Source organism: Pediococcus parvulus, from assembly GCF_007990205.1.
GTDB lineage: Bacteria > Bacillota > Bacilli > Lactobacillales > Lactobacillaceae > Pediococcus > Pediococcus parvulus.
On record NZ_BJWE01000005.1, the window covers coordinates 37,442 to 51,903 of the forward strand.

Genomic DNA, 14,462 nt, shown 5'->3' on the forward strand with positions numbered 1-14,462 from the left:
CAACTAGCACGCAAAAATAAACTATTTATGATAATCGGTTTATTTACTCGCAAACCGAGAATAAATAGTTGTATTTTCAACTGAAAAGATTGTATGATTGTTACAGTTAAATTACAAAGATTTGTTAATTTAGCGGATTTCCGATTGACATCGTTTAGCCAACCTTCTATAACTTAGGCATTGTGACTATCTGAATCGTGAATCAAGTTCCTTCAAAAAGGATTCAATTTACGTTATGGGGATCAGATTTTTTAACAACTTAGCTACATATTATGAGGAGGAAAAAAATTGATTAAAAATAATTGGTTAAGATGGGTATTACTCGGCTTGGGGATCTTAATCGTTGGTGGCGGAGTGTTTGCCTGGCAATATGGTCAAACTCATTTTGCCCCCAAAACAACAATTAATGGAAAATCTGTTGCTGGACTAACCGCTAATCAAGCTACCCAAAAGTTGGCATCGTTTTCCTCAACTATAACCAATCGGGTTTATTTAAATGGTAAACTGTTGGTTACCGGAAAACAGCAGACATTAGCAAATGTCACCAAAGCACAAGTAAAAACAGCCCTCAAAAATCATCACGGGTTGTTTGCCAAAAAGGCTAATACTGTTGATTTAACAAGTTCCGATGAGGTTGTTACTTACCGAAGCAATACTTTGGAAAAACAAGTTTCAGACGCCCTGACCGCCTATAACAAAACGGCTACTGCGGCTCATCCAACCTATTATTACTTGAAAGACGGCAATATCAAGACACAGGCTGCTACTAAGGGTACTCAAGTTAACGTCACCAAAGCATTAGCGAGCTATAAAAATCAAATTAAGCAATTAAAAGATATAAAACTAAAAACGAGTTCCTCCACAGCAACCAAGGCTGAAACTGTGGCTGCCGAAAAGGTCAAACAAAATTTAAAGGACAGTTTAACCAAAACGTTGGTCTATCACGTGGGTGGTAAAGACTACACGTTAAAAGGCTCAGACTATATTGTAAACACGAAACCTGGTCAAACACCTACTGTAGATTTAACGGCCTTGGAAGCGAAACTGACCAAGATCAACAACTCTGATAGTACTCAGGGAAAGTCCTTCAGTGTTAAGCTTTTGAACAGTGGCAAAACGATCATGACAAATAACACGACTGATTCAAATTACGGCTGGTCATTAAATGTGAAATCAGAAGCGAAGATGTTAGCTGACAAATTCATTAGTTCAACCATCAAGTCAGGCACCAAGGTTGATATGAAGAACTATTCTGGTCAAAATATCAGTTATAACCGAAGTAGTGCCATTGGTTCAACACGCGTTGAAATTAATTTGACCACCCTGCATGAATATATTTATGTAAATGGCAAACAAAAAGAAGATATCCCTGTAATGAGTGGAACTTTGAGTGGCAGTAATAAGACCCCGACCGGCCTATTCCACATTCTCTATAAACAAAGTCCTTCTACCTTAACTGGTAAGAACGATAATGGCTCGGCCTATGCCAGCAAGGTTAGCTATTGGGAACCTTTAACTGAAGATGGCGTCGGGATGCATGATAGTTCATGGCAACCTTCCAAAGTTTATGGAAACCCAACTTACCGTAGCACGTATCATTCTCATGGGTGTTTAAACAATCCACCAAGCAAAATGAAGTCTGTTTGGGATAATACCACTACTACTGAACCAGTTATTATTTATAAATAAAACAAGAGTGTTGAGAAATTCAAAATTCTCAACACCCTTTTTTGTTTACCATCGATAAATATTTTCAATGTTTGTCTGTTTAAATAAACACCCACCATTTTTGACAACAACCTTGTTAGAAGCTTCATTATCTTTATTAACTGAAGCTTGAACTGGCGAAACTTGTAACTTCTCGCATTCTTGAAGAAGAAAAGCTAACAAAGCATTTCCATAATCTTTTCTGCGCTCATTTTTGGCAATTGCATAGGCGACATTACCACCAGACTCAAGTAACTGGGCATTAAGACGAAGGCGAACTCTTCCGATCCCAACTGGATGCCCGTCCCACATCCAGTAAGTCACTTGTGGCACCATTTTTTCATCACCAAAACTAGGATCTGCTTGTGTGTCAGCTTCAATTAGCCACTGCAAATACTGTTCATAATCATAATCTTTAACTTTGTTTTCGAATCCATTTTCAAATCGACCAATATTTTGTAACAGTTGATAGTACGGTTGACCATCTTGAGGTGTTAATTTGATTAACTTCATAATCCGACCTTCTTCGGCGATTAATTTGGTAACGATAATACTGTCTAAAATCTTCAATAACCTTGTGTTTATCCATATATACCACAATACCGATATCGTGAAAATATTTATGATTTATATTTTCATCACTTTCAACTTCGTTTAAAAATTCCGGAATTTTTATGATTTACCCGTATCGAATATTATTAGTCTTCCAACAGCTTTTCCAGTGTTGTTTTTAACAACTCAGGGTCGTATGAAATACTTTTACTTTGCAATAAATTAGCATAACCTATGATAAATATCCAGATTTGAATAAAAAAGGAATTTTTATCAATGCGTGAATGTTCATCTAAAACTGCTTTAACGTTACGAAAGGTTAAGTTCAATAATGGCCATTTAGCTAACTCATCATCGGAAAAAGAAACAACTGGCGTTTCCAATACAAAGTGGGCTAAATTTGGCTGTGCCACAATCGTTCTCATCAGGTTGTCTCCAAGAAATAACAAGCGTTCAGTTGCCAATGGAATCCCGGCCAATTCTGGTTCAATAATTGCTGCCCACTCTGAAGAAACCTTATTGGCTAGCTCCCTGAAATAGACTTGCCGATTAGGAAAACTTTTATAGAAAGCTCCTGTCGTTACGCCAGCTTCATGGACAATTTGCCGTAATGTTAATTTTTGCACCGAATTTACTTTTATCAAACTGATCCCGGCATTAATTAGTCTATCTCGTGTTGCCGTTTTATTTTTCATCACATGCCTCCACAGGTAAATATAACGCTGTTATCTGCATCAAACAATAGGTTTGAACAAACACTATCCTTACAGCTTAAAACTCACATTACCGCACTCATCTGCCACATCAGTTGTTATCTTTAAACCCATTTAATAAACAATTAAGAATTCAATTAACCTCTTGTTAAGAACTCCACGACATACTAAAGATAAGAAATCAGGAGGAAGCAAGAAAAATCATGGAAGACATTTTAAAACTTGACCAAGTATCCAAGAAGTTTGGCCGGCAAACCGTTTTAAAAGATGTCAGTTTAACTATTCATCGTGGCGACATCTACGGTTTAATTGGTCGAAACGGTGCAGGGAAAACCACTATTCTAAAAACAATCATTAGGCTGATTCAGCCGACACACGGGGCTATCACACTCTTTGGCGTTTCAAAAGGTTCCGCATACATTCACCAACTTAGCCGAACCGGGAGTATTATTGAATCTCCCGTCGCTGTCGATCAATTAACCGCTCGTCAAAATCTAATTTATTACAGTAAAATTCACGGCGTAGTCGATCCCTCCGCGGTTGATGAAACCCTTAAGTTTGTGGGCCTTAACGCCACTGGCAAGAAAAAATTCAAGAACTTCTCGTTAGGTATGAAGCAGAAGATGGGATTAGCCATTGCACTTTTGAACAAACCAGATTTTCTGATTTTGGATGAACCAATTAATGGATTAGACCCAATCGCAATTGTTGAATTTAGAGAACTACTTTTAAAGCTGAATCAAACTCAACAAATGACCATTCTCATTTCAAGTCACATTCTGGAGGAACTTTATCAGTTAGCCACTCGTTTTGGGATCTTAAATAATGGCACAATTGTCAAAGAAATCACGAAACGGGAATTTGAGCAACAGAGCCGGGAATTTATCAAACTTGAGGTTGACAACCCTGACTTGGCAACAAACGTTTTACGTCAACTGGGTTGCCAAAATTTCAAGGTCATCAATGACCACCTGATAAACATTTATCAACTCGATATTTCCAATGCAAAGATTACCGAAGAATTAATTAATAATCATGTTCAAGTAATAACCATTTCACGAGAAGGCTTAAATTTGGAACAGTACTTTAAGCAACTAATTGAAGGAACAGGAGATGAGCAACATGTTTAATATGATTCGCGGTGATACTTATCGTTTGCTACATTCAAAGGGATTTTATATCACTGAATTTCTTCTTATCATTTTAGTGCTAACTTCTGTTTTGACCGGTACATTAGGAACTGTTGGTGTTCAAACAGAATCTTTAGCCAAAATGCAAGATGTGACATCTGTTTGGAACGCCGTCAAAGCGATGAAGTTAATGACTATAATGGCTAGCTTTTTAATTTATCTCATTTTACCGCTCTTCATCATGACAACCGGTTTTGAATTTTCTAGACGGTCTTATAAAAATTTATTAAGTAGCGGCATGACAAGGTTAAATTACTTTTTTTCAAAATATGCCGTTTTTATCATGATTGTTTGCCTTCAATTTATTCTGTTTTATGGCACTACTTTTTTAGGAACTGGCTTAAAAAACGGTTTCGGTACATTAACGGCAAACTTTGGTCTTAAAATTTCACAGACTATTTTATTACAGATCTTGTTCATAATTGCCATTTTTTCAGTATCAATCCTTGTCCTTTTCGTCACCTTTTCAACCATCACGGCTGTGACCACAACTATCATTTTTCCGCTTCTCATTCAGATTATGAGCGCAATTTTTAATAAAGTTAATTGGATTAAATATTTCGATTTTCAAAGCATAATCGATAATGCCTACTTCACACACCTTTCAGCACAAACACTAACTTATTATATTTTGGCGGCCAGTGGTACCATTCTAATTTGCGGATTCCTATCAATTTATGTATTCAAACAAAAAAACCTGTGATGATGATTACAGGTTTTTTGCTTTATTTAAGTCCCACGTATCCAGTTTTATTGATCAGTTTCTGGCCTTCTTTACTTGTTAGCCACTGCACCAACCGCTTACTATTTTCAGTTTGATCACGACGACTAATTGCGTAAACGTTAGCGATAAATGGATACTTCCCATTTCGAATATTTTTGGTAGTTGGCGCATACCCATTTATTTTGAGCAACTTAACATTCTTATTTTGTTTCATTTGCGTTGTATAGAATCTAAATGAGTAGCCAATTGCATTCGTATTATTATTGTAACCGGCAACGTCATCAATCAAACCGCCCATGCCATCTTCTTCTTGATAGCGCATGGGTGTTGCCATTTTCTTACCCTTCATGACCAAACCTTCCATCGCTGTTTGGCTACCAGAGTTCTTGGAACGTTGAAACGCCTGAATTAATGTTGGTTTGCCACCAACACTCAGCCAGCTGATTGTTTTTCTTTGATAAATGGCTTGCACCTGTTTTACAGAGAGATTATTCACTGGATTTTTCTTATTCACAAGAAAAACAAACGCTTCGCTCCCAAGTTTTGTTAAGTTAAGGTGAATATGCTTCTTTTTGGCCGCCTTAACTTGCTCGCTGGAAGGTGCGGCCATAAAGACGACATCCGCTTTTTTATTAATCAAACTATTAAAAGCCTTGGGAGTCGTTCCCACTTGAATAATCTTGGCAGCCTGCTTGGCATTGAGACCAGAATAGATGGTTTGCGCAACTGCCGAATAAATCGGATAAGCTGCAGTTGCGCCGTTTAATCGCGGATAATGATCAGCAATTTTCAAGTTGGCTGGCTGATTCAAATGCGCCAATTTTTTATCATCTCTGAAAGGTCGATACTGGTTCAAATTTAACTCACTGGAATTGCTGGTGTACGTATCCACATAATGCTGGCTTCGAATTATATGCTGATACACAGGCGCTAGACTAACCAACAAAAGGACCACGAAGCCAACCCTGTATCTTCTTGGTAGTTTAAAGAAATGCTTCAACGAAAGACTGTCCCAAGTCACACCCAGGATGGCAGACCAAAACGCCCCAATGAAAAACCAAGCCAAGTTGTTGTATAAAGCTAGTCCACTGGCAAACAAACTCGCCAAATTATAGGGCATCACCAACAACAAGGGGTAAAGTTCCGGAATTTCTATGTAATTGAAGTCAAATAGCCACATGACTACGACAAAAACACCAAGATAGTAGAGTAACGCAATCAAAAGTGTGCTTACCTCAAGTCTAATTTTATTTTTGAATTCATATTTTTTATTGTAGTGATGCCAACTTAATCCGTTAAGGAACAGGGCTGGGATCAAAGCCCACCACCAACCCAGGCCAAAGACACCCACTGACCCAACGATTAGCGGTGTCCAGACAAAGCTTCTAATCAGTAACCAACAAAAACTCGCTCGATTCTTTTTCCTTATCAACCTTATTTCCCTCCAGTACAGTTCTTTAATATCTAATCATTTACAAGTTATTCTTGGTAAACTGCAATTCAATTGTAAATTTTGTGGCCGTGGTCTCAATCGTAACCGTCCCGTTCAGCAACGTAGTCAGTTTTTTTGTGATATATAAACCTAAGCCGGCATTTTCAGATTTACGGGCAAGATCCTCCGTGTAAAAACGATTGGTTAGCCGTTCTGGATTTTTGATTGGTTGCGCCAACTTATTGGAAAAAGCAATGCATAACTGCTGATCATCTCCATTAAGCGTGATTTCTGCTGCCTCAGTTCCATGCTCCAAAATATTACCAAGTAAGTTTTGAAAGATTCGTTGCAACATATCACGATCAGCCACCCACCAACGCCAGTGCAATACACAGCGCTATTTGATCATAATTATTTAGATCAGTCTATGGCCTATTAGTGAATTACTGTCTGACAACACCATATGAACCACAAAATCTGGCAGTGATTTCAAATGTCACAATTCTTCATCCAAAGAAATCAACTACGAAAGTTGATTTCAGGTTTTATAAATTAAATTTTAGATTCTTACCATGCAACTACTTTGAGTTCAGGCCATTTAGATTTCCACTTAATCGCTTTATTCATATAGATTGATTCCGTAATCATTTTTTTATTAGGACGCACAATTCCACTAAAAACATCATTCAAGCCATAAGGTGCAAAAGCCTCTATATCTTGCTGTTTATTAAGATATACCCCCAAAGAACTTGCGGTAGTTGGCCATGTACTAATTGCATCCTCAGTGCTTACGTAAGGATTTATCTTTTGACCGAATCTATGCTGATACCAAAGGTGCACACGAGCCTCATTTTTAACATCTATATTATATTTCTTCAAAGGAAGTTCGGACAATAACTGATTGCGAATTTCATTTTCTTTGGCTTCGCTTAAATCTGTATCAAAATAAACAATATCAAGGTCACTAATACCAAATCCTAAGTCTTTTGAGAAAATCTGGTTCCACACTGACTGGGTGATACTGCCGCCACCCACATAACTATTTGGTAAATTCAACTTGGAAATTGTCCGAAGTACGTTATATAGTTCTTGATCACGCATCAATATGTCATTCAGCAGTTTTATTTGCGCATTTAAAGGTACATTCACTCCACTTTGCATCAAAACACTCCTCCGCATTCATATCTTACGCACTAAGTTTTTGTATGAAATTTCGATAAACAGCTGAAGCCGCATTACCTGGGCTATCTGGAAACATAAATTGAGGCGCTTTACCGGCAGCAATCCATTCTGCTGATGCCAATTCATCAGATAATTTCAAATTTTGTTTCGCCGTTTTACCAATAAAACCATGCATTAAAGCATTGTTCTTTCCAAACCAATACGTCCCCGAATATTCAAGCCTGTTTAAACTAAGACCTAGTTCTTCTTGCACCTCACGTTTAGCAGCAGCCTCTGCACTTTCGCCAGGTTGCATGTATCCAGAAATGAACGATGCATAACGGTGCGATAAGTAAGGCATTTTGGCCAACACAATTTCATTATATTCATTAGCTACAAGCACAATCACGCAATCGGAAAAAGTCGGAAACCAGTAACGATCACAATGTTCACAATACGGTGTTAACCCATCGTCACCAGCAGCCTTATCAACTAATATTGTGCCACATACCGGGCAATAACTGTATTTCATAAGACTTCAGCCTCCATGTCTATTTTGGTTCTTCTTTACTCTTATTCATTCTTCTAAATTTAAGCTGTGCGTTAATCCTCTGTGCTGTCAATCGCCAATAAGTGCGTAGTGCGATCCAAATACAGACATATATAATCATGAAATTAATCAAAAAAATAACTAAATTATTGCCAACTAACCAATTCCAATGAAACAAAAGATTAAATCCACTCACGCTCAAAAAAGAAACTATAATCAGAATGGTCAATTCACCCTCGTCGATAGCATCAGCATTGACCTTACTTTAATAAACTAAATTTCTTAGTTAAGTTTCGAACCACTGTGTCTTCTCCACTGATTGCAATTCCAACCGGATCGGTTTCCTCTAGTTTACTACTTGAAATTTTCGCTGCATATTCTTCAAATTGGTTATTAAGTGATTGACCCGTAGCTGTGAACACAACACTCACCACCTGATCGTTGGCAGTCAAGCTTTTAGCGAGATTTGCAATTTGGCCTTTGCCACCTTTCAACACCACTGTGCTGTATTTAATACCTGCATGAAGTACTTGGTCTTGATCAATAACTGGATGCTCTGAAAATACGGCAGGGTCTAATTTGGAAATTTGGCCCATTAATATCGCGGCCACATTACCAACTTGACCAATAGAAAGATTTCTATCCAAAATTATTGCATTTCTCTTCATAAGGGATTCACCTCGTTCATAAGATATACATACTATACCTATTGTTGGTAACTAAAACTAGCAAAAGTTTTGTTTGTCCAAACAATTCAAAAAAACAGCCTAAACCATTTCATGCAAAATTTTTGCGTAAAATTGGCTTAGCCTGTTTTTTATCAGTAATTTATTATTTATTAGAAACTAGTTATCCGCATCTGTATCGTCATCCAATCGGGCTTTTAAAACTTCAATCGCCTGGTTAGTCGTTTCGATCTCTTCAATCACTTCCGACAAAGTCAGACCCTCGGAGCTGTAGCCTTTGTACGTAGCAGTCACGTATTCGTTTTCTTCCAATTGGCGAACACGTTCCCTCAAGTTGCCCAATTCTTCAATCATTTGGTCGTATTCACGATCGGTCATTTAGCCTACCTCACATTCATCGTTTTAACCAACTATTTTCCTAAGCTAAAGCTTCTGGTGCATCCAATTGGGGACCTTTCCCTTCACGTGCCAGCACCCAATCATCATAGTTCCATTCTTCAGTTGCCCGTCTCGAACGCATATAGTCCCACTCCGATTCACGTTCAACTTCCATAATCTGCCCACCAGGCCCAATCGTCACCCAGTTGTAGGAACCATTATTATGGGCAAATTTTATCCACAGCACGTCAAAATCGATTCGTTTTCCCTTGCTAGTTTTATAAAATCGTTTTAATCTGTCAATTCTCATAAATTGTAACCCCCGGGCATAATCTGCGTCCAAATTCTCCCAAACATCGGTGGCAAGTTGCACCAGATTGTTTTCAGATGGAAGCGGTAAACTAGGGTTTCCAAAAAAATTATTGTAGCTAATCAAGCGACCATCTTCACCATAAACTAAGGTCAGATGGGCATTATTGGAAACGACCTCTTTTTCTTGTTGATAACGTTCAACGCGAACTTTTTCACGATTGCGCTGTCGTTGTGTCGAAGAAACTAATTTAAATTCATCAGGAATTATTAGATCACGATCGATTTGATTCTTAACTAATACATACTCTGTCATATCACTCACGCTCCATTTTCTCTGCAAACTATTGAGTTTTCAATCTAATAACGCATCCAATCCAGTTTCCATTTTCCCAACTAACTGTTTCAAAACCACAGCTTCTTTGGGATCTAACGTTTCAACGACTGCTTGATTAATCGTCGGGAGGCAACGGACTAATTGATCGTACTTTTGCGTGCCAAGTGGCGTCAACTTGATAATGCGCGTACGACCATCTACTGGTGATTTTTCTTTTGAAATATAACCTAATTTGATCAACCGATTTAATCGCCGGGTCACATTACTTGGATTGAGGTAAATTTGTTTAAAAAGCTCTTCTTGCGATAATTCGCCCATATCGCCCACTTTTAGCACAAAAAAGTAGGTACTTGATGTCAAACCCAAATCCTTTAACTCTTTATTCATATACTGACTCACCTTATGTGAAACTGTATTAATTGCCCTAAGGTAACTATCTAATTCTCTTTTTGCCATGTTTGAAGTCCTTTCGAATCGCGTAAATTATATAAAGCAGTGCCATGCCTAATAACAATAAGCCGACCGCATATGTCCAACGTTGGGCAACTAAAAATGAACTTTTGGACACGCCAATTGCGGTATCTATTTCGCGATGATTGATGATAGATAGCACGCGATAAAAAATAATGGTCGACAATGTTGTGCCTAGAACTAAACCAAATTCGCGCACTAATGAATTGGTTGAACCAGCCATTCCCCGTAATTTTTCAGGTACCGACTGCATGATAATCACACTGTTGGGGGTGCCAAATGTGGCCGTTCCGACAGCCATGATAGCAGAAAGCCCAATAAAATAAAGCGGCTCGGATTTCCTAGTTAAAAATAATAGTCCAATTTGAGTCATCATAAGAATGCTCATTCCAATAGTCATTTCCACATGTTGGTCATAATGATCTGAAATGTACCCGGCCATTGGGGATGCAAACACTGACACAACGGGAGCAACCATTAATAAAATCCCTGAGAATTGCGTGGAATAGTTTAAAACAAGCTGTAAATATAACGGAGCTAAAATTGTAAAAAAGTAAGAGACAATAAAACTCAAAAACACGACGATAATGCTCTTTCTAAACATCTCATTGCGAAAAATTGTGAAGTTCAATAATGGTCGCAATGCTTTTTGTTCTGTTTTGACAAAACACCAACAAAAACCACCTAACAGGATGAGCAGTCCCGCCAAATAGGCAATGTGCGTATTCAGCTGAGTGGTCAACAAATATAAACATGTCGCAGCCAAAGCAAGGAGAATTGCACCATACCAGTCAATCCCCTTTTCTTTATGGCGTATACTTTTCGGGAAAACTAAAACCTCTATAATCAGACAAATTATTCCAATTGGTAAGTTAATCCAAAAAATGTAGCTCCACGGAAAACTGCCTAAAATAAGTCCACCTAATCCGGGACCTGCCAGTGCACCTAGAGAAATAAAAATACTTTCAACACCAAACGCACGTCCTAACTGTTTGGCTGGAAATGTATCGGTGACAATTGCATAGCTATTAGCCATGGTCATACTGGCACCAATTCCTTGAACAAAACGGCCTCCCAATACAAACTCGATTGTGTGTCCAGCTCCGGCTAAAAATGAACCGACCAAGAAAATAAATGTGCCAATTTCAAAAATTTGCACTCGTCCGTATTGATCACCAAATTGGCCAAATAATAATAACGTCGCACAAATGGTAATTAAATAGACCGAAATAATTAAGGTTGTCGTACCAGTTGCTGCATTTAAACTCTGTGCAATTTGAGGAATCGCGATAGCCACAATGCTCCCATCTACGATCACCATGAAAAAGAATAATCCTAGTACCGATAATATCAACCAGCGTCGTTTTTGTGATAGCATTTGACCACCCTCTCGATGGTATCATGGACCAATTTATTTGCTTAAGCAAATAAAAAGGCTTGGTTTTGTCAAACTCTTTCAAAAAAATTATATTGTGACATCCTACAAATAACCTGCCAACACTATTCTGGAGAATTCGAAGTACAAAGTTAGGACTGGTAGATTTAAAAGTTAATAGAATTTCGTAACTTTTCTAAGTTAAGGGGTATTTTAATTACAGAGGCAATCTTCATTAATTTAAATTAGTAATCAAATTTTTTTAATTCAAATAACGATGTGCTACATTTGGAGTACAAAAGGAAGTGATACAAATGCCCGCTACTGATCGTATACAAGTACGTATTGACGCTGCTATAAAGAAACGTGCCGAAGAAAAACTAAGAGAAAAGGGCTTTACAATTTCTGAATTCACAAGGATGATCCTGGCAGATGTTGCCAATAACAAACTGACCGTGAGAATTGAAACTGCAAACAATCAAGTAAACGCAAGCCTTGCTGAAGTTGTAAAAAGATACTGACAACTCAAAAGAAATCAAATCGTATTCAGATATAGACTCTTTGGAAAGGGAATTATTTAAGTAAATGCAAAAATTCACTTTAACTCCTACCAAACAATTTAAAAAAAGCCTAAAACGGGTAAAAAAGAACCCACGCTGGAAACCAATCTGTCAAAAATCATCAAATTACACCGAAACCAATCCGTTACCATGGCGATACGTTCTTCAATGCTTTATAGAAGACTCTGAAATTCCGGATTACTTTACGCACATCCACTAATGGTCAAACAAAAATACCCAGAACGCAAGTAGCAGTCTGAGTATAATTTGAAAAGCACATTGCCATAATACGTCTCTGTAAGCTTTTAACTTAAAAATGATTTGGTTAGTATAAAAAGTATTTGTAACGAGCGTCCCCACCCCTATAAAACAGCCATAGCCTCCTAAAGTTTAGGGATCCTATTCTTTTTCCTTTGCCACCACATTTATATTATTACTGACTACAAATGAGCTTGGCGTTTCATTCGCTAACACCATACTGGACAATTTTGGATACGAAACGGGGGCAGGTAGATAATAGAAAGTTGGCATTTTTTTGTAATAGTGCCATTTTTTTAGATCTTTTTGATTGTACAACCGTAATGGCAATAAAATCAGGTACTTTTGTCCATCCTGAGTTGTCATGAAATAATACTGATCACTTTGATATCCCTCAGAATTGGGAATTGCCCCTTGATAATAACCGACTGAAATCGTTGATGTGTAATCATAATCGTATTCAAGTGATTCATCATCACTTAAAGTGGATTTGGTAATTTTAGCAACTGATAAATTCAGAAATTCAGCCCGCTGTTTAATAAACGCACGCCACTGGTTATCAGTATACTTAGGTTTGTAAGTTGCTTTTAAAAACCGCTTTTTGAACGTTCGGTTTGAAATCCTTTGACTATGAGATCGAGCTTTGTCGGCCTTTTCCTGTTTTTGGTAAAGACTCTTTGCATGCTTTTTAAGATAAACCTGTAATTGCTTGGCATCTTTAACGCTCAAAACATGTTTGAAAATCCAATGAACCGCTGAATCATACTGCTGTTGTTCGCGTTTGAGTGATGCCTTGGATTCCAAGGGCTTACTCCCTACCTCATAACTAGTATGAGCAGCACCCAAAGAATTTGTTCCGGCATTAATCAAATAAGTGCTAGAGAATTCAGCACGAGGTTGTTTACTAAAATCATCATCGTTATTTGAGTAACTCAACCTAATTTTATGTTTACTAAAATCACCGCCGAATCGCACCACAAAGAGGTCATCACTATCCTGACTCATAAAATCTAGGAACCCTCGACCCCTTATCATCTTCAATATATGTCAAATTAAATATCATTGCCGACCTATTTTTCGTCTTTGGCACCTTAATTGGTTTTTTAAACGTGATATCGTATTGGTCATCGGTTCCTTGATCCTTCGCTACTGTTGCAATCGGATACTTATTAAGAAATTTCTTAGCGCCATCAGTTGACCCGCTGAAATCAATAGCAAGAAATCCAACTATCAACGCACAAACTACGACCGCAACTGAAATCACAAGCGTCTTTCTTTTCATCTTTTCCCCTATCGTCTTTCAAATTCGTTTTTAAGTCATAAATTATGGTCAAACGTTCTAATCTTAGTATTACTTTTCCGCCAACTTACGTGACCTGGTCAATTTAATAATCGACACGATCGGAACAACTACGAAAGGAAGCACTATTGCCACGCCAACCATCGCCGAAATTGATAAGTACATCACAATAAAGAAGAAACTGTTATAAACACCATAAAGAATAACAAGGAGAAATAAATAACCAATTTCGCCAAGCCAAATTTTAAATCTGGTTCGTTTAGGTGCATTCTTAGTAAACAACGGCAATGCAAATACCACCATCGCACCGATCAATTGTAGAAACAATGCGATCAACCCAGCATTATAAGGCCACTGAAGCATCGTTGTTGAAGTCCCAATCATTTCACCTTTTGTCTGCAGCTCATCTTCAACAAACCAGACTGTCTCGCCAACAATTAGTAAGGCATATGGCAAAATGCAATTGATCCACAATCGGTAGTTTCTGGTGAACCAACGGCTATCTAATTGATAATTTTCCGGTTTATAATGATAAGCCAGCCAACCAAATACAAGTCCAAGAAGCAGTGCACCTACCAAATCCAAACTCATAAAGCTGGTTAGCAGTAAAGCAGAAAGTCCGCTCGACGCCACGCCAAAAACGAGCATCAGACGCATACCAACAAGATAAATGGTCACAATCAAGCTCACCATCGCCAAGATAAAATATAGACGGGCTTTTTTCATCTTCTCATCCTCTATTTTCAATTTTTTATATTA

Annotated in this window: 19 protein-coding genes; 4 read left to right on the top strand and 15 right to left on the bottom strand. The window is 37.9% G+C overall.

Annotated features, from left to right (window positions below):
- Nucleotides 1-288: 288 nt before the first annotated feature.
- Complete coding sequence (locus PPA04_RS02280) at nt 289-1,689, top strand: L,D-transpeptidase (protein WP_057782824.1); 1,401 nt, start codon at nt 289-291, stop codon at nt 1,687-1,689.
- A 45-nt stretch (nt 1,690-1,734) separates the two neighbouring features.
- On the opposite strand, the gene PPA04_RS02285 is transcribed toward PPA04_RS02280, so the two are convergent.
- Both PPA04_RS02285 and PPA04_RS02290 read right to left on the bottom strand, forming a co-directional pair.
- The gene (locus PPA04_RS02285) at nt 1,735-2,220 is read right to left on the bottom strand and encodes a GNAT family N-acetyltransferase (RefSeq protein WP_057782822.1); all 486 of its coding nucleotides are present in this window, start codon (nt 2,218-2,220) and stop codon (nt 1,735-1,737) included.
- 185 nt (nt 2,221-2,405) lie between these two features.
- Nucleotides 2,406-2,954 (bottom strand): TetR/AcrR family transcriptional regulator, encoded by a 549-nt coding sequence (locus tag PPA04_RS02290; RefSeq protein ID WP_057782820.1) that lies wholly within the window; start codon nt 2,952-2,954, stop codon nt 2,406-2,408.
- A gap of 221 nt (nt 2,955-3,175) precedes the next feature.
- On the opposite strand from PPA04_RS02290, the gene PPA04_RS02295 reads away from it, so the two are divergent.
- Nucleotides 3,176-4,102, top strand: coding sequence for an ABC transporter ATP-binding protein (locus PPA04_RS02295; protein ID WP_057782817.1), 927 nt, complete (start codon nt 3,176-3,178; stop codon nt 4,100-4,102).
- On the top strand, nt 4,095-4,865 hold the full coding sequence (locus PPA04_RS02300; protein WP_057782815.1) for an ABC-2 family transporter permease: 771 nt from the start codon (nt 4,095-4,097) through the stop codon (nt 4,863-4,865). Before PPA04_RS02295 ends, PPA04_RS02300 begins: the two co-directional genes overlap by 8 nt.
- Before the next feature lie 22 nt (nt 4,866-4,887).
- Here the strand turns inward: PPA04_RS02300 and PPA04_RS02305 are convergent, their stop codons facing one another.
- The 10 genes from PPA04_RS02305 to PPA04_RS02350 form a co-directional block, all read right to left on the bottom strand.
- Complete coding sequence (locus PPA04_RS02305) at nt 4,888-6,318, bottom strand: PstS family phosphate ABC transporter substrate-binding protein (RefSeq protein ID WP_229923051.1); 1,431 nt, start codon at nt 6,316-6,318, stop codon at nt 4,888-4,890.
- Nucleotides 6,319-6,358: 40 nt separating this feature from the next.
- A complete protein-coding gene (locus tag PPA04_RS02310; protein WP_147206692.1) occupies nt 6,359-6,688 on the bottom strand; it encodes an ATP-binding protein in 330 nt (109 codons plus the stop codon).
- A 197-nt stretch (nt 6,689-6,885) separates the two neighbouring features.
- Nucleotides 6,886-7,479, bottom strand: a complete 594-nt coding sequence (locus PPA04_RS02315) for a nucleotidyltransferase family protein (protein WP_057782810.1) — start codon at nt 7,477-7,479, stop codon at nt 6,886-6,888.
- 25 nt (nt 7,480-7,504) lie between these two features.
- Nucleotides 7,505-8,011, bottom strand: a complete 507-nt coding sequence (locus PPA04_RS02320) for an NAD(+) diphosphatase (RefSeq protein WP_057782808.1) — start codon at nt 8,009-8,011, stop codon at nt 7,505-7,507.
- Between the two features lie 19 nt (nt 8,012-8,030).
- A complete protein-coding gene (locus tag PPA04_RS09870; protein ID WP_057782806.1) occupies nt 8,031-8,258 on the bottom strand; it encodes a DUF3021 family protein in 228 nt (75 codons plus the stop codon).
- Between the two features lie 31 nt (nt 8,259-8,289).
- Nucleotides 8,290-8,697 carry a DUF2000 domain-containing protein gene (locus PPA04_RS02330; protein ID WP_057782804.1) on the bottom strand — a complete coding sequence of 136 codons (408 nt, stop codon included), beginning with the start codon at nt 8,695-8,697 and terminating at the stop codon, nt 8,290-8,292.
- A 177-nt stretch (nt 8,698-8,874) separates the two neighbouring features.
- On the bottom strand, nt 8,875-9,093 hold the full coding sequence (locus PPA04_RS02335; protein WP_057782802.1) for a hypothetical protein: 219 nt from the start codon (nt 9,091-9,093) through the stop codon (nt 8,875-8,877).
- Nucleotides 9,094-9,133: 40 nt separating this feature from the next.
- On the bottom strand, nt 9,134-9,718 hold the full coding sequence (locus PPA04_RS02340) for a hypothetical protein (protein WP_057782800.1): 585 nt from the start codon (nt 9,716-9,718) through the stop codon (nt 9,134-9,136).
- Between the two features lie 39 nt (nt 9,719-9,757).
- A complete protein-coding gene (locus PPA04_RS02345; RefSeq protein ID WP_057782904.1) occupies nt 9,758-10,195 on the bottom strand; it encodes a MarR family winged helix-turn-helix transcriptional regulator in 438 nt (145 codons plus the stop codon).
- Nucleotides 10,173-11,588, bottom strand: coding sequence for an MFS transporter (locus PPA04_RS02350; RefSeq protein WP_057782798.1), 1,416 nt, complete (start codon nt 11,586-11,588; stop codon nt 10,173-10,175). The genes PPA04_RS02345 and PPA04_RS02350 overlap by 23 nt, the downstream gene beginning before the upstream one ends.
- Before the next feature lie 311 nt (nt 11,589-11,899).
- Here PPA04_RS02350 and PPA04_RS02355 point away from each other — a divergent pair, with 311 nt between their 5' ends.
- On the top strand, nt 11,900-12,106 hold the full coding sequence (locus PPA04_RS02355) for a type II toxin-antitoxin system RelB/DinJ family antitoxin (RefSeq protein ID WP_057782796.1): 207 nt from the start codon (nt 11,900-11,902) through the stop codon (nt 12,104-12,106).
- A gap of 438 nt (nt 12,107-12,544) precedes the next feature.
- Here the strand turns inward: PPA04_RS02355 and PPA04_RS02360 are convergent, their stop codons facing one another.
- The 3 genes from PPA04_RS02360 to PPA04_RS02370 form a co-directional block, all read right to left on the bottom strand.
- Nucleotides 12,545-13,408, bottom strand: a complete 864-nt coding sequence (locus tag PPA04_RS02360; protein ID WP_057782795.1) for a hypothetical protein — start codon at nt 13,406-13,408, stop codon at nt 12,545-12,547.
- Nucleotides 13,395-13,685: a hypothetical protein gene (locus PPA04_RS02365; RefSeq protein WP_057782793.1), complete on the bottom strand. Its 291-nt coding sequence runs from the start codon at nt 13,683-13,685 to the stop codon at nt 13,395-13,397. The genes PPA04_RS02360 and PPA04_RS02365 overlap by 14 nt, the downstream gene beginning before the upstream one ends.
- Nucleotides 13,686-13,754: 69 nt before the next feature.
- Nucleotides 13,755-14,429 (bottom strand): hypothetical protein, encoded by a 675-nt coding sequence (locus PPA04_RS02370; protein ID WP_057782791.1) that lies wholly within the window; start codon nt 14,427-14,429, stop codon nt 13,755-13,757.
- Nucleotides 14,430-14,462 lie beyond the last annotated feature (33 nt).

Coding starts and splice junctions, on each gene's coding strand:
- PPA04_RS02285 (WP_057782822.1), bottom strand. CDS start 2,220: ATGAAGTTAATCAAATTAACACCTCAAGATGGTCAACCGTACTATCAA.
- PPA04_RS02290 (WP_057782820.1), bottom strand. CDS start 2,954: ATGAAAAATAAAACGGCAACACGAGATAGACTAATTAATGCCGGGATC.
- PPA04_RS02295 (WP_057782817.1), top strand. CDS start 3,176: ATGGAAGACATTTTAAAACTTGACCAAGTATCCAAGAAGTTTGGCCGG.
- PPA04_RS02300 (WP_057782815.1), top strand. CDS start 4,095: ATGTTTAATATGATTCGCGGTGATACTTATCGTTTGCTACATTCAAAG.
- PPA04_RS02315 (WP_057782810.1), bottom strand. CDS start 7,479: ATGCAAAGTGGAGTGAATGTACCTTTAAATGCGCAAATAAAACTGCTG.
- PPA04_RS02320 (WP_057782808.1), bottom strand. CDS start 8,011: ATGAAATACAGTTATTGCCCGGTATGTGGCACAATATTAGTTGATAAG.
- PPA04_RS02330 (WP_057782804.1), bottom strand. CDS start 8,697: ATGAAGAGAAATGCAATAATTTTGGATAGAAATCTTTCTATTGGTCAA.
- PPA04_RS02335 (WP_057782802.1), bottom strand. CDS start 9,093: ATGACCGATCGTGAATACGACCAAATGATTGAAGAATTGGGCAACTTG.
- PPA04_RS02340 (WP_057782800.1), bottom strand. CDS start 9,718: ATGACAGAGTATGTATTAGTTAAGAATCAAATCGATCGTGATCTAATA.
- PPA04_RS02345 (WP_057782904.1), bottom strand. CDS start 10,195: ATGGCAAAAAGAGAATTAGATAGTTACCTTAGGGCAATTAATACAGTT.
- PPA04_RS02350 (WP_057782798.1), bottom strand. CDS start 11,588: ATGCTATCACAAAAACGACGCTGGTTGATATTATCGGTACTAGGATTA.
- PPA04_RS02355 (WP_057782796.1), top strand. CDS start 11,900: ATGCCCGCTACTGATCGTATACAAGTACGTATTGACGCTGCTATAAAG.
- PPA04_RS02360 (WP_057782795.1), bottom strand. CDS start 13,408: ATGAGTCAGGATAGTGATGACCTCTTTGTGGTGCGATTCGGCGGTGAT.
- PPA04_RS02365 (WP_057782793.1), bottom strand. CDS start 13,685: ATGAAAAGAAAGACGCTTGTGATTTCAGTTGCGGTCGTAGTTTGTGCG.
- PPA04_RS02370 (WP_057782791.1), bottom strand. CDS start 14,429: ATGAAAAAAGCCCGTCTATATTTTATCTTGGCGATGGTGAGCTTGATT.